Here is a 23066-nt window from a genome sequence, read left to right as displayed (position 1 = left end):
GTTTATAAGCTTATATAGTTTATGACAACTAATCTTGTATAGCTGCCAATTTGAATTTCAAATCTTTCAATAGTTTTCGATGCATTTTTTGATGATTTTCGAGATAATTTATATTAAACTTTAATTTTTCAATATCCATTCTTTTTACGTAATTTTCTTTAGCAGCTGTGTCTTCATTTAAATCAAGAAGCTCACCTTGATCAAGAAGAATTTTAATAATAGCCATATCGATATCACCGGTTAAATTGGGTGAATTTTGAAACCAATACAGTTGTTCTTCATTTGTTAAATCTGCAGTAGCGTTAGCTAGCGCATAGTCTACACAAATTCTGGCATACTTATCAAAATGACTGGCTACCTGCAACCAGGAAACAACTTTACTTTTTTCGTTTGTAACTGTTTTTCTACTGTCACGCAAATCATTATAATAAAAAGGGGCGTTTCTATTAGGGTTAAACTTGCTCAAAAATTCAAACATGGGTTCGAAATTTTTAATTGGGTTTGAGTTAGCATTAATCTTCCATCTGTGATTCCAAATCTGCAAAATTGTATCAAAGCATTCTTTTTCAAGAATAGCTTTTTCTTTACCTAATGCGTTTTCAGCTTCAGACATTTTCAAAGCTAAATAGTGTGCCAACCATCTACCAAGGGTATCAACACTTTTATCAAGGTTAAGCTCTTTCACTAATAACTTACCCAAGTTGATAACTTTTTCCTGACTCTCTGATTTTTCCATCCGATGATAATATAAAAATTTTACTTTTTGATTCTCTGTATTTTTCGTCATCCATCCGATAACGATGGTAAGTATTGCGACCAATCTGCACTTCAATAATAAGTTCGCATTGTAACTGGGCGCAAAGTAATTTTAAAAATGTCAATGAGCCCATCATCTTTATTCCTTTTTGTGCAGGTTCATCATCCCGGGAATTGTTGTAATTTGCGTAAAGAGTACTAATAAGTGCTGGAGTTGAACTTGACTTTAAGTGCCATTTTTTTCCATCATCAGAAACTTTTAAACCCAATGCCTTTCTAATTTTTTTCCCTATTGTATATGGAGGGTAATAAATTTCGGCCGCATAGGGGTCAAATTCATCTATTCCTTTAGAGGTATCTCTTTCATTTATCCAACCTTTAAGCTCAAATTTTCCGGTTTTAATCTCCATCCGTCTTTCTTTATAATTTGGAAGTTTAAAATCATGAAAATCATCACAAGTGCTTAAAGCATTCAGCAGGGATTCTGACGTACTGGTCGAAACTAAAGCTGATGTAACGTAGTAGGTTCCTGTTACAGAGGAGTCGTTTTCATTCCAAGAGCCTTTGATATTTATCCATTGTTCTCCATCAACTTGCTCAATTAGCGAATTAAGGAATTCATCTTCTTGAATTTCCAGCTGAGCTTTCCCACTATAGTCACGGTCAAGCCAGGAAGGTCTATTCAAAGGAACCGGATCTCTAAAATCAGAAAGCCACAATCCGTCAGACCTTGTTAGCAAATGCCTCGACAACCAATCATTCCATTCATCATCTTCATAGTCTCCTCTTTCTAGGATAGGCATGTTTTCAAGTAAATCTGCAGCAACAACCATCATCGAGTGGTAGGATAAGTAAAAATCATACCTATCTGTAGTTGGATACTCTGACTTGCTGTACCATGTACTACGATCATTTGAGGAATTCCACAAATTTACTCTTGGGTCTTGGTTGTACCCTCCTCGTTCAACTACTCCCCAACTGCTTATTACATTTGCAGCAAGGTCTTCTACTTGTTTGTTTGGAACTCCAAATACGTCTCCTAAAGGCTGAAACCAGTAGCTGTCAAAATCATATCCAAAATGATAGTCAATCTCTCGGTTTACTTTTCCCTTAGCATGGCGATAACTATTTGTTTGAAAATTGTAATCAACCTTTTTTACCGGATACTTTGATTTTAAAATTTGTTGCAAAGCTTTTGTTTGATCCTCAGTAAAAAGTTGAGAATTTTCATTTTGCATTGCAGTTGCCACATCACCGGCGAATTTCTGAATAAGTATATGTTTTTCATTCAGGGCATAATGAATGACAAGATCTTTTTCTTTTATAAAAGTTCCAGGATTATTGATGGCAGCCCTACTAAACGCTATAAATAAATATAACTTTGCATGCAAATTATAAAAGGGATAACTCTTCATTCCAAACGAATCGATCGAGTCGTGCTTCAGCCACCAAAAAAGTTCATCTATAATACCTATACATTTACCTTCTACCAATTTTTTCACGCAGTGTGCAGCTTTCCATCTGATTTCTGATTCAGGGGAACCAAGCGACGAATAAATAAATCCGGCTAATACATTGTTTAGGTCATCGTTATCAACATTCATATCATCATAGGATCCGTCAGCAAACTCCTCATCAATATGCAATTCAAATCTTGAAATCGCAAACTCTAGAAGCTCAGTAGCTTCATTAATTGCTAGATATGGACAGGTTGTTACTGCAAATCCGAATAACATTTCGGAATTTGCAAATTCATTGCCCGATGACAATATTTCGAAAATCCCCTCTTGAAGTATTAAAAGTTGCTCTTTGTCAAGGTCTAATTTGGTTTCTAGCGAGTTCTTATAGTATGGAACAACTAATTCGTAGGCAAACTTCTGACCCAATTTCCGAATCAGTTTAGCAAAATTCCTTTTAAAACTAACCTTCTTTTTCCACGCTTCCGGAATAACTTGGAAAATCTCTTCAATATCATATAAATTTAAATCCTCAACTTGAAGAACTGTATCAAGAAATTGGAAAGCAGAATTTTCATTGATTTTTAAAATCATTTCTTTCCAAAACTCTCGATGTGGCATATATAACTTTACTTCCTTGTTCCTTTTCTTAAAATTAGCCCTTGCTAAAGTCATTCCATCTTTTGCATTCAGATCTAAATCTAAAAAAATTTCATTCCAATTAAATCCAGTGCTGCTTTCAACAGCAGGTGGTGTTTCTTCCGCTAGCCGTGCTTCTACTTTAGTTGCTGCAAAGAAACTTACAACTTCATCTAATTCTTTATTGGCTATTTTTGAAATATTGCAAGCAGTCTTAATTGATTTCCAATAACTCTCGCTTATGCCTTCATTTTTTATGATGGGCATCAATGCGTCAATCAACTTTAATTTATCTTCTTTGGAAATTTTTCGGTGTAAACATTTTAAAAGGAATTCGCAAATTTGTCCAATGTTCAAAAATGAGGTCATCGCTACAGCAATTTCAATTGAAATTTTCTTTTCGTCGATAAGTTCTAATAGTAAAGCAGCTTCAAGCCATTCAAACCTTCCTACATGCCTCTCACGCCATTTACTCAAAGATGATATACCTGCAAAATTTGACATCCTTGTGCAAATCTGTAACGCCTCTCCGCGATCCCAGTGCTTTTCCCTTAAATTATCTCCAACTAATTCAGCGATTCTGATGTATCTGAAAGCAAGGTTCGCATTGTTAGTACCACTTTTTGCAGCTTCTTTTGCCAAAGCAGTTGTAGCTTCCCATCTTTGATAGAGTTCATCACCGAATTTTGATACAATATCAATTGCATATTCAAAGTAAATACTGGCGTCATCAATTGAATCTACAAGTACAGCTCGTGCTATTGCAATATATCTCCCTGCAATCTCATCTGGTCCGTCGTCTGTAATAGACTTGATTAAATTAAAAGCGCTCTGTTCGCACTCCTTTCGATAATTTGTCAAATGATTTAGACGGTACACTGCTCTTAATAATTCTAAATGATGATAAGCATAAAAACTATCCTTGTTTCCAATCCATTCTCTAAAATACTGGTCAACTTCAATTTGGGGAAGATTACCTGACCATTTAAGAATCGAAATATAAATAGAATTTAGTTCCGAAGGAATTGAATCACTACTGCGGTATCTTCCCTGGAGAGCTTGATGGGAATTTTTACTCGTCTCACGTGCTGAATCAGGTAAATTTAGAGTCTGATTTGTTATTACTTTTAATCTAAGTAAGTACCAGGGCAATAAACCGTTTACCAAATATTTAAACTCTTTTAAATCGTCATCTGGTCTCCTTTTTTGCTCAGGGTTTATCAGATTGGAAGGAATAATGCGGTCCATTATTACATCCTCATTTTTATTTATATACATCCGGATTGCCAAAGCCCTTAAAAATAGTTCTCTATCGGTGCTAAAGTGGGAACTATGAACCATTTGATTTGCTCTTTCCGGAAAATAGTAATTCAAAGCCTTTAGAATTCTCTTGGAATCTAAATTTCTGAGTACGCAAGCTTCTAAAAATGATAGTATTGCAAGATGCAAGGTATCACCGTAACTTCGTGGTCCAACTTTTATTCGAGTTTTGCTTAAACATAACGATTTAAGGCAGTTTTCTAAAAAATTTAATGAAGGAGCATGTCCTACCTTTGCCAATTCATCCGTAATTGCAATTACGTAATAAGGATATTCAGAAACTGACTCAGATAGTTTCTCAATTTTTGCAAAATCACCAATATCAATAAGCTTTGCTGTCAGAGATTTAATAACGTTATAAACTGCCGATGCAGGTTTCAATTTTAAAATAAACTCAACTAAACCTTCTAAACCATTAATATTTAATTGTGCATAACACAGCTCCAAAACATCACCATCCTCTAGCTTAACATCATTATGAGATCGCTTCTTTTTCTTTCTTGATTCATCGAAGTATACATTAAGCCAGTACAATGCAGCTCTCAAATATCCTCTTGCTTCACCTTTATTACCTTCGATAGAAGACAACAATGAAGAACTGTAAACATTCTCTGATCCCATCCAACTTCCAGATAGTGTTCTCTTAAAAGCTATTTCCCTTACTTTATCTTCACTTTGCAACAATACGAATAAATCTAGGTTTTGCTGTAGGAGAGATAATTGGCGTTGTTCTCCGGCCATTTCTTCCCCGGCTCTAATCGCTAGTTTTACAGCATCTTTAAAACTCTGTAATTTTAATGCTGCTTTAAAAGCAAATTGAAGTCGGTAAATTCTAATATTTCTAGCATCTATAGGATTCTCTGTCGGTAAAAAATCGTCAGATAAGGCCGTGGTTATGAGCTTGTCATATTGTTCAGCTTGCAAATATAATTGCGGCAATACCTGCGAAACATATGCTGAATTATAAGCTAGTGGTTCTAGTGAAGAAATATAATCTCTAAAGTCACTAACGCTTCCGCAGAATTTTTTACGAAACCAGGTTTCAGTAGGTTCATCTCTAAATTGTACAGTAGAGTCTGAAATCCACAATGGCCTACCAATATCTGAAACAAAGCTCTTTACATTGGCATTTTCTACATTAGCAGCTTTTGCAAGAACTTCAATAGGAATATGCGGTGAAAGACTGGCTAAACCGGTACATATAGATTTTACTTGCTCTTTAAATTCATTAGGATATAAATCTTCTATTCTTTCTACTGCACGCGAAAGTTGAAGTTCAATTTGATCTTCTATGGTTGTTCCAGCCGGGCCCAAATTTTTCAACAACTCAGCTACCGATTCTGTCTTATAGTTAAGAGCATTAGCTTGTACCCTTGGATTACCATTAGTCAATCGATGAAATTCAACACCATCGTTTTTCGAAGCCTTAGGGAAATAGTTTTTTAAATTTTCGTAAGACTCAACTTCATTAAATCCAAGTAATTCAAACTTTTCATTTGAATTTAATGGTTGCAGAAGTTGCATTCTTTCAGTGCGGCACAAAAAGACTATTCTACAGCCTGCGGGCAATTGCTCTCTGATAAGTTGATGAGCAAAACAGGATTCATTAAATTCTTGAGCAGCCATCTCAGCGTTATCTGCAGCGTCTATTAACAATACCAACTGAGCATTACTACTAGATTTTAATAGTGCAGAAGCGGCAATTGTGATTCGGTCCAAAAAGGTACTCATTATTTCTATGTCTAATGAAGTACTTTGGGCCAGCATTGGCGGACAAAGTCCCTTGGCTGAAAGTTCATTTGCAATTTGTACTAATGCAGTTCGATGCATATGCCTTGTTGTACTGCGATTTCGATAATTTCCAGCCCCAAAACAATCGTATGCTATTCCTATCGATCCTTCAGGCAATGACTTCAACACCTGTCTCGTAAAAACAGATTTGCCAACTCCACCTTCAGCATGTATAATTATTGGACAAGTTGCTAAAAGTATATTTTCTATAAGGGTAGTGTGTTGTGATCGCGTGATTGTTTTATCAACATCTTCCCAGATAGCTTCGGCCGGATACATATCTCTTTCAGATGAAAAACCAAATCTCCGTAAAACATCGTTTTTGACAATTAATCCATTAGAATCAGGAAGAACTTTTTCTTGAATCAGCGTTGTGATTGTATCTATTGATGAATCGTCAAAAGTACCAGCGAGTAATTGAGATAGTTCTACTCGTAATTCTTCCCTCTGAGTATTATAATTTCCTTCTCCATCTTCAAGTAAAAGAGTGGCACAAAAATCGTATAATTTTTGCCCTGAAAAGCCAGTGTATTTCTCAATAGTTAATCTAAATGAGTTATCAACTTCCTTTCCATCACTGAGTAGTTTAATTTTCTTTTTAAAATTAATGTCAATTTTACGATTGGTTATTATTGTAAATGAAACTTCTTTTAATAAAAGCTCATCTTTGACACAATGTTGATCGTATCTTTTTGCAAAACCCTCAAGTGTGATTTTTAAATCACTTAAAATAAAAGGCTTATCTCCTTGTACTGTTGTGTGCTTGAGTTGAAAGTATTTTATTATTTGTTTTTCATTACTAGGCAAATATGTTTCCGTAACATCTATGACATACTCCCCAGCTTTCTCGACCTCTGGTGAACCTTCTATGGTAATTGAATCCAGTAAGGTGTTGGGATAAATTAATTGAAGAGATCTTCTTGCAGCCCATCTATAGTGAAATACATCACCTGCCCGAGAATACCCTACCAAATCATTTGACATCTTTTTTTATTTTGATTCAATTAATAATGTAAACTTGAAGAATGAAAGTAAATAAATAACATTCTTATCATTACTGCTTTAAAAAATTCTGCGATTATTTTATTAATGCAAATTGTACGAGTTAATAATCCGTTCTTAATTACAAAGATACCCAAACCCATTATTATGAGCAATAGTAACTAAGGGCTGAATACTCTCTTTATACTTATTATACTTAAAGCCATCAACACTAACCAAATCTGGGTAAATAGTCAAATACTCTTCCAGCAATTTACTTTTCGGGCTGTGTTGGTGCATGATTTCAAAAGCAGTTTTTTGTAGTTTAAAAAAGCTGTCAAAATGCGTTTCTATATTGGGCAGCTTATCGCTCTTAGTTGAGTTAAAACTGGTCTCAATGGGCACCAAATTCCAAATCAAATCATGTGATACAAAAGCATGGGGCACAAAATGGTCTAAGGCATAACGGTCTATGGTCAAAGCAGTATTGGTAAAAATGCAATCTAGGGTTCCAAGTTCTTTAAAAACAATATCCCAGTAATTCTTCCGTTGGTTGGTAAGTGAGCCTCTAAATGGCGGTCGTATCAACTTATTGGCTATATCCGGCACATTCGGGTTACGCACCTGCAAAAACAAGGTCAGGTTCCAATAAATATAATCCTTGAGTATTCTGGCATTTGCCTTTAGGTAATCAACCCATTTAGGGTTAACTACAATATGCTCATCATAAAGCGCATACAAACAATCATTTTCAAATACCTTTGAAGAGCTGTAAATCCTTTTCCGGTAAGTAACATCATTCTCCCCTCCCACTTTGGCAAACCACGGAGATAAAAACCAATGAGGTACATTTTTATTAAAATGAAACAAAGTTTGTTGAGTAGTTTTTAAGTTGGAGTCTTCTAATACGGCCAATAATACATTTTTCTTTACATCAATAGTCAATTGCTCCTGCTCTAATATTGAGAGTACTGCCTGCTGTATCAAATCCTGTTTCCCAAATGATACATGAAAATAATTCACAGTATACCAGGCATTCCCAATCATTCGGGCAAATAAATGCCGCTTTGGTATCGTTACCTGTCCTTCCTCCACCAATTCCAATATAGCCAACAACCAATAGAATTTATAAGTTGCAGAAGTGTTCCCAAACGAAGCGGCTAGTTTAGATACAGGAAGCAAACTGTTATGCGGAAGATTCATGTAGTATTTTATTGTGGTAGTGCTAAGATAGCAAAATTAAACTTTGGCAAAAAAGGAAATAAAATGCCAAAACTTAATCTTGAATTTGTATAATCAAATACGCTGAAAATCATTTTTTTTTGAGTGTATAATTGCTATCATAAGAGTTTCCACAAAGGATACTTTTACTACGTTCAATATCCCCCTAGAAAGATAAAAGAGTTGACCACGCAATTGTATAACTCGAGTAAATAAAAACGCCTTGATTTGTAATGCCTTAAAGTATTTTTCCGTTTTCCGGTCAAATAAAAACGGTACCATTGGCAAGCTGGTTTGCAATACTACACGCATCCTTGCAATGACATTTTGCAAACTCGAGCAAATAAAAAACCCTTTATTTATAAGGGATTAAAGCAATTTTCCGTTTTCCGGTCAAATAAAAATAGTATCTTTTGCAAACAGCTTTGCAATACTGGCATACCATGATTGCAGTGTATTTTGCAAACTCGAGCAAATAAAAAACCCTTTGTTTATAAGGGATTAACTCAATTTTCCGTTTTCCGGTCAAATAAAACCAGTACCATTGACAAACCGCTTTGCAATACTACCACACGATGATTGCAATCTTCTATAGTAACTCCTCTTTATTCACCCACTTATTCACCCACTTTAAATACAACTCCATCTATGGCAACACTATTAACATAAGTAACCTATTGCAATACTATTGCAAAATGCATTGCAATCTCCTGTAGTAACTTCTATTTATTCACCCACTTATTCACCCACTTTAAACACAACACCATCTATAGTAACACTATCAACATAAGTAACCTATTGCAACACCATTGCAATCTTCTATAGTAACTTCTATCTATTCACCCACTTTGGGAGCTATATAATGAAGAACCCAGTTACCTCCTTTAGTTCCTTCTCTTTCAACAAGTCCTGCATCTTTTAATGCATCTATATTTTTATCCACAGCACTACCACTAAGACCTGTTAGTTTTTCTAAAGCAGTCTTTTTTATAGTAGGATCATGATGCATTGCAGTTAGGATTGCAATACGTTTTTCAGATAAGTGATTCACCCACTTATTCACCCACTTTTCATAATCAAACGGTCGTCTTAAAGTTACAGTAAACATACCATCTGTATTAAATTCCGGAGGTGTCAAACTTTCATCACGCATCAAGTCTCGCATACGGGCAATTCCGGAACCAATTTGCTCAACCATTCTTGCTTTCTCAAATAATTTAAAAATTAACGGGTTACGGGTATGACTTCTTTTCCCAAATTCACTCCTCGGAATAGCACTTACTAAACCGCCCGGATTCGCTATTTCTACTCGGTCATCAAATAGTTCAATAGTTATCCTACTCCCTAAATCTGAGTAATCCCTATGAGCAAGCGAATTAATAATAGCTTCCTTAAATACAGTTTCCGGTATCTCCCAAAATTCTTTCCTCGGTCCCGCCCCGGCGCCTTCAATGTCATATCTTACATTAAGCTTGCTTTTAAGCCAGTCCATACTTTTAAAATATTGCTGCAATAATGTTCCCTCCATTACCTTATCGTCAATAATATATCTTTTGTCATTGCCTTCAAATTGTACACAACGAATTACTGCTTTTTCAAAAAACCGTTGGAGATCTTTTGCAAAAAATAAAGCAGCACCATTTTTCAGGTAACCATCACGGCTTATTAATTTCAGGTTCTGCATTATTTGTTCTCCTGAAATCCCAGGACTTAAATTAGCACGAGCCTTAAAGTCATCAATATGTGATGAGGGAATATCTTTTGATATATCAACTTCAATACAGGCTGCATCGTCAAAATAAATTCGTTCTGATTCTTGGTAAAAGCTTCGTATCTCCTCGGCAGCAGTAATCTTTTGCGAATTTGCACCTTGTCGTTGATAAATTACGCCCGATAGTGTATAAGGTTTACTGGTTCCTTCAGGCACTTTAATAACGGCAACAGTTACACCATCAACATCCACAAAATAAAATTCACAGGGCAGTGAAGGTGAAATTTCCCTTAAAACATTCTGAAGACTTGACCGCTTCGAATTATCTATTGTTACACCAACAATAGCACTGGTTTTATCGTCAATACCAATTAGGACAATACCTCCCGAAGCATTAGCGAAAGCACATACTTCTTCGGCTACATCTTTCAGTTTAGAGGGTAGAGTTATTTTAAATTCTGTACTATGTCCTTCTCCTAAACGAACTAATTCTTTAATGTCTTCTTTACTGAGCATAGAGGTATCTGTAGCAATTTAAAACAAAGATAGGAATATTAACGTTCAACTGTTTTGGGATTTAGTTTGCTTCTTCAATTCTTGCTCTTTTAAGAACCGCTCCACTTCCCTCAAAATATGCTCATTTGCCAATCGCTTTTGTTCTAAAAAACGCCTTTTGTCAAGCTGCACTTCCCGGAAGAACAAAATGACAAATACAATAAAAAGAAAAATCTCAAAAAATATTGCTATCATATCGTGTGAGTCAAAACCCAAATAAAAAATATACTCTCAAAACTTGGTATGCAATTCCAGAATATCCACTATGCAATTCGGATTTGAAATTAAAAGGAGGACTGCCGGTGGCAGTCAGGTATACGAACTTTAGTTCGTTCAAAATATTGTATGCAATTCGGGAATCTAAACTATGCAATTCTGGAATCACACACCTTTATCCTTGCACCCAACACCCTACTCCAATAGATTTGCCGAAAACCAACTTTCAACCAAAAGCACAAATGAAATCACTGGCAGCTTCCTTAAAAGCAGAGGTAGACAAGAGATTAGCTCTAATTCAGGCAGAAAACAGCAACCAAGTAAAGGCAGCACAGGAAGCCATAAAATTACTAATTAGTAGTTTAGAAAAATTAAAAACAGCCTGCCTGCAATACAATTTCGAGAGCAAATCGGAAGAAATAGAATTTTTTCGCAATACTAAACCCCAATTGGCTTGCCTTCTAATCTACTACAATGAAATCTACACTATAGAGAGTAATAAACCCTTTGGAAGCAAAAAAACATTGCGAAAATACTATAACAAGGAACTTTTAAAATTAGAGAAATTCTTCCGTGAAAATCTCGAATTCTACCGTTACTACCGCAGGGGCAATAACAGTCTTGACAAAAAATACTTTCTTCGCGGCAAATACGATATTCAGGTTTCACTCGATAGTTCCTACTTCCAGGCTGACCACCGATTCTCCACTTCTCATGATTATAAGGTAGCTCAAATCCTGGCAAACGAAAAGATAAAAGGATACTTGGAGGCAGAAATGGCCAAACTAGAAAATAACGAAAGTCAATCCCAAAAGAATACAACCAAATTTCCAAAATGGACAGGTTCAAAAGTAGCACTGACGGAGTTACTTTTTGCACTGCATACCGAAGGGGTATTTAATAACGGTAAAGCAGAACTCAAAGAATTGGCATCATTTTTTGAAGCAGTCTTTCAAGTAGATTTAGGCCAATTCCACAAAACCTTTCTCGAAATCCGGGAACGCAAATCCGAACGCACAAAATTCCTAAACGCATTAAAGGAAAATTTAATTATCCGAATGGAACAAGCTGACGAAAATTAAACAAAGCACCCCTCATTTGTGAGAGGGGTAGCTAAGTGTGGCTAAGGGGTGGTATTTAGTAATTTCGTTTAGCCGGTTGTAATGATACTATTGGTTAGACACAATCCCTGCAACCAATCCCTCAGTAATACTTTCAGCCATCCCAAACTCGGCACCATCTTCTGCAGTAGCTATATGCAATATGAGGATAGTCCAATCAGGGTTTGTATTCTTCTTAGGTTTCTTTCTTGCAAGATAAACTGTATGACGGGCAATCGAGGTTGTAGTTAACATAAGCTGCTTATCTTTGCTAGTGAAAGTAGCGTTATCTACAACCGTCTTTTCATAGGCAGCTACATAATTATAAAGTAGATCACAACTGGTCTCCACAGCAAATTTCTCATCCAAGGAGACCATAAAGTTACTAAGACTCAATTTGGCATTACTACTAAGAGTGGAATTAGCAATAACTTCAGAAACACAAGTTCCTTTATGGTCCAAAAGATATTGAATCCGTTCCTCAGAAACAGGATGATAACTTGCAGTCTTTATAACCTTAAAGTTTGAATTAGAATCCGCTATGGCTTCAACTCGGCTAATAACGCCGGCAATGGTTGTGGGCTTGGTTGAGCTTTCATAATACGTTTCAAAAAGTTCATTATGAATCCATCCGGCTTCATCATAAGGGTTGGCTGTATTACCCGGTAATTCGGTAGCAATTCTGCCGGTAATTCTGCTGTTGACAACATTTGGCGTTGCAATGGTAGCGTCATCATCACAGGAAATAAAAAAAGTCAAAATAAATAGGCATGAATATAGTGTTTTCATGTTGGTTAGTGTGTTAAAATGTTACTGATTACTTTTTTTCATCAGTTCATTTAGCCCGGGGTACTCTGAACAGTGGCTTGGTTTTGCTCATAACAAAACCGTTTGAATTCAGGGCAAAGCTACAGGGCGTTTTCTCGCTCCACAAGCCAACAAGTGTTACATTCTGGAATCTAATAAGTGAGATTCGGGAATGTAACAGTAAGGTTTTTAAAATAAAAATCAAGAGTTCAACTACTTAGATTAAAATCAGTTTATTCTCAATTTTCTCCATTTTAACCACCCATGTTTAATTTAAATTATTTACATTTATTCGCATTAATTTGACCGTTTCAGCCAATTATTTTGCATTATTTATTGGTTTAGGTTCCAATTGTTTAAAATGTTTAAAAAAGAACCATTAATCTTATGCTTCGTATTACTTTGCTTTAAGGCAGAAGCACAGCAATTAAAATCGAATAGTCTTGACAGTCTTTCATCAAAAAGTTATGACTACATAAGTAAATCAGTAGCCGAGAATAACACAGATACTGGTAAAGCTAAAATATATGCTCAGGCATGGGTTACAAAAGCAAAGCAGGAAAAAGAGTTTAACCAATTAACGCAGGCATATAAAGCCTTGTTATATACCTCAGAAAAAAAGCATTGGTTACAATATGCTGATAGTATGGTAGCATCAGCCAACAAAACTTCTGACAATATTCTGATGGGCACTGCCTATATGACAAAAGCAGCCGTATACTATGACCGGGGAACAATTAAAACAGCACTCGACAATTTTATTATTGCCGATAAGTACATTGTTAAAACACCTGATAAAAATGCCATATTTGAAGTCAAATTTGGAATAGCACAAACCAAATATTACCTAGGATTTTATGACGAAGCAATGGCGTTATTCAAGCAATGCATAGAATATTTCAAAGAGGAAAATGACCGTGCCTACCTCAACTCCCTACATGCATTAGGCGTATGCTACAATAAAGTAGGCAATATTTCATTGTCTTCGATAACTAACCGATTGGGTATCAACGAAGGCAAAAGATTGGAAAATAGGGATATGCAACCTTATTTCATACAGTCTGAAGGAGTTAATCAATGGGCAATAAAGAAGTATAAAGAAGCAATCCTAAATCTAAACAATACGCTTCCTTATTTTCTAAAGAATCAAGATTTTGCAACAGTAATGGTGACATATTGCTACATCGGCAAATGTTATTGGCAGCTAAACGAAAGAGACAAAGCAATTACCTATTTTAAAAAAGTAGATGCACTGTATAACGAACACAACTACATACGTCCGGATGTAAGAGAAGGATACGAGCTGCTGATTGACTATTATAAAAAAACAAACGATAAAGAATTGCAGTTACTCTATATCGATAAGCTATTAACCATTGACCAGTTACTTCATCAAAATTACCGGTACCTTTTAAAAAAAATAATTAAGGAGTATGACACTAGAAAATTGCTGGAAGCAAAGAAAGATATAGAAGACGAAATGAATTTCAGAACAGCTATTGGAGTCTGTATATTGGCAATGCTTTTAATGGTTATTGGTCTTTTGATAAATCGTCAACAAAAGAACAAGCGATTATTCCGGGAACTCATGAATCGTAATACGAATCTCGAACCTTCAAAAAAAGAGGATAATGAATCAAAGCCGTTTGTTCAAGAATTAATACCCGAAACGGAAAACAGTATTTTAAAACAGCTCGAAAAATTTGAGCGCACTAAAAAATACCTTGAAAAAGACATGACCCTGGTAAAAATGGCTTCAATATTAAATACAAATACAAAATATGTATCCAAAGTAATTGTAAAACACAAAGGAACCGGAACAATTGAGTATATAAACAAATTGAAAATTGATTATATAATCGAAAAGCTGAAAACGGAAAGTAAATACCGCAACTACACCAACAAAGCATTAGGAGAAGAAGCAGGATTCGGCACTACACAAATTTTTACAAGAACCTTTAAAGCACAAACGGGTATTTCACCAACGTTCTTTATTTACCAACTAAAAAAGGCCACAAATACAGATAGTTTAGACTAGATTCTAATTTTTTCATTCCCAACTTGGGAAGGACTTGGGATATAATACAAATCAAACTAAACAATTTTGCACCATAACTAATTAAATTATACGTTATGGCAATCGAAGTACTTACCAAGGAAGATTTAAACGAATTCCGCACGCTCCTACTTTCAGATTTTAAAGAACTTTTAAAATCAACACCTCAACAAACTAAACAGTGGCTCAAATCTAAAGAAGTCAGAAAACTGTTAAACATCTCTCCAGGAACATTACAAACCTTACGGATAAATAAAACGTTGTCTTATACCAAGATAGGCGGAATTATATATTATGCGCAAAAGGATATCGAAAAACTACTCGATGAAAATAAAGTAAGTGCAGAGCATTTGAAATAAAAAGGAGGACTGCCAGTGGCAATCAGGTACAAAAAGCAGCTTGCTGCTTTTCTTTTCTAATTTAATTCTCAATCTTCTAATCATGAATTACATTAAACACTTAACGGGTTTTTTTGATAAAGTATCTAAAGATCGGATGCTGAATCCAACGCATGTAAGTCTTTACATGTCCTTGTTCCAATTTTGGAACTACAATAGGTTTAAAAATCCGATAAGCATCTCCCGGGATGAAGTAATGAGAATTAGTAAGATTAGCTCAAAAGCCACTTATCATAAATGCCTCAAAGCTCTGCATGCACAAGGTTACATTAAATATGAACCATCATACAATCCGTTTAAAGGCAGCCATGTTTATTTATTCAATTTTTCTGATGACCTAAAGCCTTTACCAAAAAGCACCAGTACAAATTTTAAATCTGTTGATGAACAAGTTGCAGGCAAGTTGCAGACCGGTACTGAAACAAGTCCTGAACAAGTTACTGAACAAGTCGTAGTACCTTATATAAACAATACAAACAATACAAACGATGTAAACAATTCAAACAGTTTAAACTTGGGCGAGCAAGAAAAAAAAATGGAAGAAGAACAATTTGTTTTTAAAAGTGAGACGAACAATCCAAAAGAAAAAAGTTCCGCGCAAAAAGAAAAGGTACAGATGCCACAACTGGAAGAGGTGTTACAGTTTTTTCAACTCCAGGGTTATCCGGAACTTGAAGCAAACAAATTTTTCAATTATTTCAAAAGTATTGGTTGGCTGGTTGGTGGCAAAACGCCAATGGCCGACTGGCAGGCTGCTGCTAAGAACTGGATGCTCAATGCTGAAAAATTTAAAGGAGCAACAATAAAACAGCAACACTTGAGCACCAATAGTGATAAAAACTACGCAGAACCACTGTAACCATGAACACAGAACTAACTTACCCGGAAATAATAGCTTGGCTCGAAGCCAAAGGCCAAGAACTCTTCGGTGATCACTTCAAAATCATCGAAGAAGACTATCCCATCGTATACAAGCTCATCGCCTATTTTCTGAAGGACAAACAAGCCTGTTTCCAACTCGGTATAAACGGCAACAAAGGAATCCTAATCACAGGTCCAGTTGGCTGTGGTAAAACATCACTAATGACCCTGATGAAACACCTAACGCCAACAGAATATAAATTCATCATAAAACCTTGTAGAGATATAAGTTTTGAGTTTATAAAAGAAGGGTATGATGTTATTCATCGCTATTCAAAAGGAAAGCAACAACAACTCGACCCAAAAATTTATTGCTTCGATGATTTGGGATTGGAAAATAATCTGAAATACTATGGTAACGAATGCAATGTAATGGCCGAAATCCTATTAAGCAGGTACGACCTCTACATCAGCAGGCGCATTCAAACCCACATTACCACTAACCTGTCAGCTTCAGAAATTGAAGCTCAATATGGCAACCGTGTCAGAAGCCGGATGCGCGAACTCTTTAACTTAATCGCATACGATAACAACACAAAAGATAAACGCTAACGTAAAAACTAAAAACAATGAAAAAAGCAGCAACACATTTTTGGAAATGGTTTCTTGAACACAAAAACAAACTAAAGAATCTGATGGGTTTAGATTATAAGGAACAAAAAAACTACCTATTTTGGCTGGATTGGCACTTGCAATTCTATTTCCCCGGACTTGAGTACATAATTGTGTTTCCCAAAGTGAAGAAAAAAAAGACGCAGCTGATGCTATCAGCGAGAGGAAAACAGGAACTTTTCCATATGGCTATTGAACTTGAAAAAGCGGCACCACGGTTATGGGATTGGAAATTCACTGCACTTATCCAGCCACGTCAGGACATAGACGATATGGAAGCGGGAATAGACGACCCATACATTTTTCAGGATATAACTTTAAAAACAAGTGACCTTAAATTTATCCCCTTCGAATATGACGGTGAGAAAAAAATAGATATGATCGTTTACCTGAAGAATTTCACCATCTATTCCCACAATAAAAATTTACAAACTTTAATCAATATTATGCTCCAGGATTTGCTCGGCGAAAAATCAATGTCCGAAAATATCAATTTTGTCCAATTAGCACAAATGCCGGAACAGGTGGATGATGAATTGATTTACCTCTATGATTTACAGCTTTATTTAGATGATATAAATAAACTAAATGAACTATCCTAATGTTATTTTGCTACGAAATTAAGTGGTCATTTTGAGTTGGAATCAGGTGTCTAATATAACTGGAATATGCAATAATCACATTCTTTAAAACATTAATTAGTTGCAACCTTGGTCAAACTATATACAGTATAGGGATACAATTGTTTTGCGGTGTATTTTGAGACTAAACAAGCTATTAAAATTGGGATAAATAAAGTATAATCATCAACAACTGCACAAACTAAAAAAAGCGAGGTAAGAGGAGCATGAATACTGGCACTTAACATTGCCGCCATACCAATGATAATAAAATTAATTGCATACAAATTGGCATCAAAAAAATTATTTAAAAGTGTAACTACAAAAAAACCGAGAAAAGCACCAATTACCAAACTTGGAGCAAATACACCTCCATCACCCCCTGCTGCTAAGGTCACCGCAGTAATAATAGGTTTTAAAAGTACAATTCCAAAAACAGAAAAGAAAAAAGCAAAACTAATAGCACTGTGCGGATGTTTAAGAAGTGTCGCAATTCCATGGTAACCATCTCCATAAAGCACAGGATATAGAAACACTAAAACGCCTATAACAATCGCACCTAAAAATATTTTTATAGTATTCCTATTTATTTTATTGAATTTATGCTTAAAAAAAATAACACTTTTGGTGAGGTATACTGAATTTACACCTGACAATACTCCTAATAAAATAAAATAGGGAATAGCATGATAATGCCATGCCAATTTTTGAATCAAAAATAAGTGTGATTCACCTAAAAGAGAAACTAATAACATCGAAACCGCTACTGAAATAATTGTACAAAATAATATTCTTCGACTAACCTTCTTAAAAATAACCTCTAATGAAAATAGTAATCCAGCCATTGGACTCAAGAATAGAGCTGTAATACCTGCTGCAATTCCAGCGGAAATGAGCTCATCCTTGTATTTTCTCAAAAAAATATTTTTTTGTTGAGCAACAGAACCAATTGTAGCCGAAGCAACCACTGTTGAAACTTCTATTCCTGTTGAACCACCAAATATTACTGTAAAAAATCCATTAATAAAATGAGAAGGAACTTTATAAAGTGGCATTTTTTTCGATTTGTTTTGGGTACACTCAAAAATCTCCTTTATTCCTTTATTCTCCTTATTATTGAATAAGTAAATCCTAAGAAAATAAATTATAGTTAATCCAATTAACGGTAATAAAAGAAAGTAAAACCCAAAACTATTGGCTTTCCCTAAAAGGAATTCTTCATAATACTCCGTAATTTTTTTCAAAGTTACAGCCAAAAAAGTAGCTAAAAAACCGACAATGCTACAAGCCAAAATTAACTTAGCATAGACTATAAATAGATGATTTTGTTTTAAATAACGGTATAAATGCATGGCTGTTTTGTTGGAATAACAAAAATAAATAAAGTAATCATCATGTGCTTCAAATAGGCACACTTTAATATATAAACGTATTAATTAATACCTTAATTCACAATTTTTTTGAAATTAATTGCAATGTTTATTAAATAGTAGCTATGCTAAAAGACATTCTATTTACCAATTGTAAAATCTTCAATGCGATTTCGCAGAAATAAACAGAACATCTGCAAAATTTTGACTAAAATCCATTTATTCTATAAATTCTATTTTTAATAAGTCTGTTTAGTTTTTCTAAAATTCAGTTTAGAAAATAATTTTTAGATCTTAAATTAAAGAAGTAGTTCTTTAAACAATAAGTATTTATGACTAAATTTGTGCTCTCTACTGCGTTTATGCTAACAGACATATTTCTCCAACTAATTAAAAAATACTCCAATGATCATGAATTGGCTAATAACCTATGGTTGGAAATATTTACTAAATATTCCGAGCCCAAAAGGCACTACCATACTATTGACCATTTAGAAGACATGGTAACTAATTTAAAGGAAGTAAAAGGCAAAATTGATGATTGGGACACTACCCTATTTGCTGTTTTTTATCATGATATAATCTATAGAGCCTCCAGTAAAACCAATGAAGCAGACAGTGCGAAACTGGCAAAGAAAAGGCTGACAGAAATTGGCTTCAATAAGGATAAAATAGATAAATGTTTAGCTATGATTTTAGCAACCAAACAACATCTTCCATCAGAAGATAACGATACCAATTATCTAATCGATGCCGATTTAGCAATCCTTGGAAAAAACCCAGAAGACTATCAAAAATACTCCAATCAAATACGCGAAGAATATACGATCTATGCCGATTTTATGTACAATTCTGGCAGAAAAAAAGCACTCCTGCATTTTCTTGAAATGGATGCTATATACAAAACGGAACATTTCTTAAAAAAACAGGAAGAACAGGCTAGGATTAATATTAAAAACGAACTCGATAATCTAAATCATTGAGATTGATAGTATATTTTCAATTAAAATCGGACAGCTAAATTCACAAACACATTGCGCCCCATTCTTGGAAGATTATTCCAGTCGCTATAGGTAGAATAATAGGTGTCTAATACATTCTCTACCCCTGTTTTCATTTGTATTTTAATGGTATTCCATAAAAATTTATAGCCAAAACTCGCATTAATTACAGCATAACTTGGCGTTTTATCTTCTCCATAAAAAGGGCTGTAATTGGTCTGGGTGGCATTTCCATGAACCAAAATTTCTGCAGTTATTTTTTCCTTTGCAAAATGTAAGGAAGAAGTATAGCTAAACGGTGCTATAAAAGGGAGGTTCATACTATTGCAATCACTTCCTTTACTATAAACGAATTGTGAATTCCATACAAATTGTTTCGAAATTTGGTAGTCAGCCGAAAGATTAACATTGACAATAGTGGCATAATCCAAAGCTGAATACACTTTTACCCCATTAGCTCCTATAGTCATTGGAACTAAAACAGTATCCGGGATTGCCATAATGTAATTGGAAATGTGAAAATAGGAACCGGTCATTTTAATAGCTACTTTTCCTTTTTGATACCCAAGATAACCATTCCCTTCCAATGACTTTTCATTCTTAAGTTCGGAATTCCCAATATGATCAAATCCATCAAAACTATTAAATAAATAAAACCCATACCCTTCAGACACGGATGGTGCTCTTTCTCCATAGGCTATCCCTAACCCATACTCCCATCTCCCTTTAGTATAATTATAATTAATGGCAGAACCCATAAGAAAACGCTGCTTTTGTGAAGCCATCTTTGGATAAAATATTTGCAGGCTTTCAAGACCCATTTGACTCGCCACTCTATTTTGATGAAAACCGGCTGTTGCCGAAAGTTTAATACCGGAATGGCAATTCAAAGCATAATTATCTTCTGCATAAAGACCTTGGTATAAAGTCCGTACATCAGGCCAAGTATACATAAACATACTATTTTCATTCGGATCCGCAGGATACATGGTCATTTCAGCCAACGACTGATTATAAAACGCATTAAAATTAAGCAACAGATGATGCTGTTGCAGTTGAGCTTTTATTTTGGAATAATAACCATACGTTTTACTCCAGCCCGGCATATCCATATGAATGGGAACTATTGGTCGTTGGGTATCATCCATGCGATGTGTGACGGTATTAAAATATACTTTGGTTTCCCAATCTTTAATAGCGGAATGATATGGAATGTATTCTAATTTTAAGGAGCTGATGAGTGCCTCTGCCAACGAAACATCCATAGGTAATGCCGGATAACCTATATTAGTAGCCTTATCATATATTACGGAGGCTTCCACCAATTTAGTACTCCCCAGTTTATAACCCAGAGTAGTGGATAAATTCATTTTTTGGAATTGAGAAAATAGGATTTCCTTAGTGTTTCCTGCTCTATAATTTTCAGCATCTCTAAGCATAAAATCGGAATCTGCATAAAATAGGCTATCAGCATAACTTACCGCTGCGCCAATAATTTTTTGCCTATTATTGGTTTCATAGCCACTGTTCAAATTGAAATCCCATTGCTGTTCTCTAAATTGATTCCGGTTGCGCTTCAAATCAATAGAACCTCCTATGGTACTGCCAAAACAGGCTCCCTCCTGACCGGAACAAATAGTAGCTTCAGACAAATTAGACACCTCCACATACGAGGTAATAGGATCCATTTTATCAGTACAGGCACCAAAAATCCGCATACCGTCAATCGTAATTAAAGTTCTTTCAGTCGCCATACCATTGATGATAGGTTCCCATGCATAAGACCCGCGCTTTATCATATCAACTTTAGCCGATTGCTGCAAGTACTCGTCCAAAGTGGAGAGTAATTTGGATTGCTTTTCAAAAAGTTGGGCTTTTTTGCCTATAACGATAACTTCTTTAAGTTCTTTGGGGTGCGTGGTATCTTTTACTGTTTCCTGCGCCATTGAAGAATAAGTAAACAACAGTAAAAATGGTATAAAATATTTCATGATGTTTTAGGTTAAAAAGGTCAATAACATTTCGGTTAATGACCTTTTTGTTATAACGGAAATACTGCTAAAATTCGAAATCAAAATAAAGACTGCTCTCAGTAACGGAATCTGTAATACTTTCACCTTTAACTACTGTACCATCAGGTTTAACCAATTGCAAGTTAATTTTCCAATAACCGGTCATGGTAAGAGCCATTTTACCGGTATATAACTCTCCTGCCTTTTGTTGTACAGCATCTACATTATTCGGCGAGCCGTGATTGCCCATGCTTGGCATTCTTGGGTCAATTTTTAAGGTGTACCCATCAACTACCGGAAAATGCATCATATCCTGCATCTTGAAGATGCCCACAATCATATCATTTACAGAAACTTTGGGATGATGAGGTTCTGCATAAGCCACTATATATTTTTCACCGTCTGAACCTGTGAAAGTATTAACGCGTCTTTCTGTTGATTCGGGTACGTCAATTGTTGTAGTAGCAGTATAGGAAGTGCCATTGATTGTATAATCAATTTTAAGATCCCAATATTCCATATCATTTTGAGGCATTTGAAATACAATGTAACCTTCATATAAAGTACCATTAGGAGTAACTTTTTCTACGGCTGATTTTGGACAAGAATGAGTCATCATACTCATATGCATCAAAGGAGTCCAGCTAACCTCAGCATTTTTAACATAGTTACTGTTCGCATTGTCCTTGATTCTTATTTTAATTTCATTATAACCTTGCTCCACCGTCATGTGTGAATACAACTCTATCGTATGCGTGTCATTGACAATCTCTTTAAATTTGTTAATACCTGCTAATTCATCGGTTGCCGGAGTATCTTCGTTAGAAGAACAAGAAGTTAATACTGTTCCTAAGGCAATCATTGCCAATATGTTTTTTATAATACGTTTCATTTTCTTTTTTACTTAAGTTTAAACAATAGTCTGCCTGAAAAGATTTCTCTTCAAACAATTTTGGACATAAAAATCCTGTTGATTCCAACATAAGAAATCAACAAACAATAAAACTTAAACGTTAAAAGTGGGAGGATGAAACACAGCGTTACTATTCAAATGAGAATATAAATTTGAATAGTTCACATTCTTTTTTGTAGTTGTTGGATAAAAATCCTGAATCGTTTCAAATGGATGGATATCCTGGCAAAATAAGATTTCATTTTCGAACGCACCGTTTTTCTTATCAGAAGAAATAGGTTTTTCGCTTTCTGACTCTTTGGCCATTTCCTTCATCAAATGACATTTTCCATTACAATGCATTTGTGGTTTTGCTTTATTGACACAAAGTACTGTAGCTATATAATCATAATTTATCACATAATCTATAACCGGGAAAATTGGTTTGAGTAATATGACTAAGACTAATATGGATATTATTTTTTTCAATTTAATGAATGTTTATAGCTTTCTGTGAATATAAAGAAATCCCTTTGTTCATTGCGTTGCGACTATTCTTCTATTCCACTCTGCAAATTTAAGTCCGTAAAAAAGCAAGATTGTATGACTATGGTCATATTTTTAGTATTT

General features: G+C 35.0%; 16 protein-coding genes. 7 read left to right on the top strand and 9 right to left on the bottom strand.

Features of this window, described 5'->3' with window-relative positions:
• Positions 1-28: 28 nt before the first annotated feature.
• The 4 genes from ACODSI_RS11295 to ACODSI_RS11280 form a co-directional block, all read right to left on the bottom strand.
• Positions 29-736: a hypothetical protein gene (locus tag ACODSI_RS11295; protein ID WP_488916960.1), complete on the bottom strand. Its 708-nt coding sequence runs from the start codon at positions 734-736 to the stop codon at positions 29-31.
• Positions 693-6947, bottom strand: coding sequence for a P-loop domain-containing protein (locus tag ACODSI_RS11290; RefSeq protein WP_488916959.1), 6255 nt, complete (start codon positions 6945-6947; stop codon positions 693-695). The genes ACODSI_RS11295 and ACODSI_RS11290 overlap by 44 nt, the downstream gene beginning before the upstream one ends.
• 135 nt (positions 6948-7082) lie before the next feature.
• Positions 7083-8147 (bottom strand): HNH endonuclease domain-containing protein, encoded by a 1065-nt coding sequence (locus ACODSI_RS11285; protein ID WP_488916958.1) that lies wholly within the window; start codon positions 8145-8147, stop codon positions 7083-7085.
• An 853-nt stretch (positions 8148-9000) separates the two neighbouring features.
• Entirely contained in the window at positions 9001-10392 is a 1392-nt protein-coding gene (locus ACODSI_RS11280; RefSeq protein WP_488916957.1) for an RNA-binding domain-containing protein, read from the bottom strand.
• 497 nt (positions 10393-10889) lie between these two features.
• Between ACODSI_RS11280 and ACODSI_RS11275 the strand changes: the two genes are divergently transcribed.
• Positions 10890-11729 (top strand): RteC domain-containing protein, encoded by an 840-nt coding sequence (locus tag ACODSI_RS11275; RefSeq protein ID WP_488916956.1) that lies wholly within the window; start codon positions 10890-10892, stop codon positions 11727-11729.
• Between the two features lie 87 nt (positions 11730-11816).
• Here the strand turns inward: ACODSI_RS11275 and ACODSI_RS11270 are convergent, their stop codons facing one another.
• Positions 11817-12536 carry a hypothetical protein gene (locus ACODSI_RS11270; protein ID WP_488916955.1) on the bottom strand — a complete coding sequence of 240 codons (720 nt, stop codon included), beginning with the start codon at positions 12534-12536 and terminating at the stop codon, positions 11817-11819.
• Between the two features lie 379 nt (positions 12537-12915).
• Here ACODSI_RS11270 and ACODSI_RS11265 point away from each other — a divergent pair, with 379 nt between their 5' ends.
• From ACODSI_RS11265 to ACODSI_RS11245, 5 genes are all read left to right on the top strand, one after another.
• Positions 12916-14592: a helix-turn-helix domain-containing protein gene (locus tag ACODSI_RS11265; protein ID WP_488916954.1), complete on the top strand. Its 1677-nt coding sequence runs from the start codon at positions 12916-12918 to the stop codon at positions 14590-14592.
• A 95-nt stretch (positions 14593-14687) separates the two neighbouring features.
• Positions 14688-14969, top strand: coding sequence for a helix-turn-helix domain-containing protein (locus ACODSI_RS11260; protein ID WP_488916953.1), 282 nt, complete (start codon positions 14688-14690; stop codon positions 14967-14969).
• A gap of 82 nt (positions 14970-15051) precedes the next feature.
• Positions 15052-15867, top strand: a complete 816-nt coding sequence (locus ACODSI_RS11255) for a transcriptional regulator (RefSeq protein ID WP_488916952.1) — start codon at positions 15052-15054, stop codon at positions 15865-15867.
• A gap of 2 nt (positions 15868-15869) precedes the next feature.
• Positions 15870-16481, top strand: a complete 612-nt coding sequence (locus ACODSI_RS11250; RefSeq protein ID WP_488916951.1) for an ATP-binding protein — start codon at positions 15870-15872, stop codon at positions 16479-16481.
• 17 nt (positions 16482-16498) lie between these two features.
• Positions 16499-17143: a hypothetical protein gene (locus ACODSI_RS11245; RefSeq protein ID WP_488916950.1), complete on the top strand. Its 645-nt coding sequence runs from the start codon at positions 16499-16501 to the stop codon at positions 17141-17143.
• 92 nt (positions 17144-17235) lie between these two features.
• On the opposite strand, the gene ACODSI_RS11240 is transcribed toward ACODSI_RS11245, so the two are convergent.
• Complete coding sequence (locus ACODSI_RS11240; protein ID WP_488916949.1) at positions 17236-18513, bottom strand: chloride channel protein; 1278 nt, start codon at positions 18511-18513, stop codon at positions 17236-17238.
• 380 nt (positions 18514-18893) lie between these two features.
• On the opposite strand from ACODSI_RS11240, the gene ACODSI_RS11235 reads away from it, so the two are divergent.
• Positions 18894-19514: an HD domain-containing protein gene (locus tag ACODSI_RS11235; RefSeq protein WP_488916948.1), complete on the top strand. Its 621-nt coding sequence runs from the start codon at positions 18894-18896 to the stop codon at positions 19512-19514.
• Between the two features lie 20 nt (positions 19515-19534).
• Here ACODSI_RS11235 and ACODSI_RS11230 read toward each other — a convergent pair whose 3' ends face one another.
• From ACODSI_RS11230 to ACODSI_RS11220, 3 genes are all read right to left on the bottom strand, one after another.
• A complete protein-coding gene (locus ACODSI_RS11230) occupies positions 19535-21478 on the bottom strand; it encodes a TonB-dependent receptor plug domain-containing protein (RefSeq protein ID WP_488917007.1) in 1944 nt (647 codons plus the stop codon).
• Positions 21479-21590: 112 nt separating this feature from the next.
• A complete protein-coding gene (locus tag ACODSI_RS11225) occupies positions 21591-22436 on the bottom strand; it encodes a hypothetical protein (protein WP_488916947.1) in 846 nt (281 codons plus the stop codon).
• A gap of 114 nt (positions 22437-22550) precedes the next feature.
• The gene (locus ACODSI_RS11220; protein ID WP_324327025.1) at positions 22551-22925 is read right to left on the bottom strand and encodes a hypothetical protein; all 375 of its coding nucleotides are present in this window, start codon (positions 22923-22925) and stop codon (positions 22551-22553) included.
• Between the last annotated feature and the right edge of the window lie 141 nt (positions 22926-23066).

This window comes from Flavobacterium sp. FG139 (genome assembly GCF_057809695.1).
Note: the sequence above shows the minus strand (reverse complement) of the source record. Positions and strands in the feature narration are given on the sequence as shown.

Coding starts and splice junctions, on each gene's coding strand:
- ACODSI_RS11295 (WP_488916960.1), bottom strand. CDS start 736: ATGGAAAAATCAGAGAGTCAGGAAAAAGTTATCAACTTGGGTAAGTTA.
- ACODSI_RS11290 (WP_488916959.1), bottom strand. CDS start 6,947: ATGTCAAATGATTTGGTAGGGTATTCTCGGGCAGGTGATGTATTTCAC.
- ACODSI_RS11285 (WP_488916958.1), bottom strand. CDS start 8,147: ATGAATCTTCCGCATAACAGTTTGCTTCCTGTATCTAAACTAGCCGCT.
- ACODSI_RS11280 (WP_488916957.1), bottom strand. CDS start 10,392: ATGCTCAGTAAAGAAGACATTAAAGAATTAGTTCGTTTAGGAGAAGGA.
- ACODSI_RS11275 (WP_488916956.1), top strand. CDS start 10,890: ATGAAATCACTGGCAGCTTCCTTAAAAGCAGAGGTAGACAAGAGATTA.
- ACODSI_RS11270 (WP_488916955.1), bottom strand. CDS start 12,536: ATGAAAACACTATATTCATGCCTATTTATTTTGACTTTTTTTATTTCC.
- ACODSI_RS11265 (WP_488916954.1), top strand. CDS start 12,916: ATGTTTAAAAAAGAACCATTAATCTTATGCTTCGTATTACTTTGCTTT.
- ACODSI_RS11260 (WP_488916953.1), top strand. CDS start 14,688: ATGGCAATCGAAGTACTTACCAAGGAAGATTTAAACGAATTCCGCACG.
- ACODSI_RS11255 (WP_488916952.1), top strand. CDS start 15,052: ATGAATTACATTAAACACTTAACGGGTTTTTTTGATAAAGTATCTAAA.
- ACODSI_RS11250 (WP_488916951.1), top strand. CDS start 15,870: ATGAACACAGAACTAACTTACCCGGAAATAATAGCTTGGCTCGAAGCC.
- ACODSI_RS11245 (WP_488916950.1), top strand. CDS start 16,499: ATGAAAAAAGCAGCAACACATTTTTGGAAATGGTTTCTTGAACACAAA.
- ACODSI_RS11240 (WP_488916949.1), bottom strand. CDS start 18,513: ATGCATTTATACCGTTATTTAAAACAAAATCATCTATTTATAGTCTAT.
- ACODSI_RS11235 (WP_488916948.1), top strand. CDS start 18,894: ATGCTAACAGACATATTTCTCCAACTAATTAAAAAATACTCCAATGAT.
- ACODSI_RS11230 (WP_488917007.1), bottom strand. CDS start 21,478: ATGGCGCAGGAAACAGTAAAAGATACCACGCACCCCAAAGAACTTAAA.
- ACODSI_RS11225 (WP_488916947.1), bottom strand. CDS start 22,436: ATGAAACGTATTATAAAAAACATATTGGCAATGATTGCCTTAGGAACA.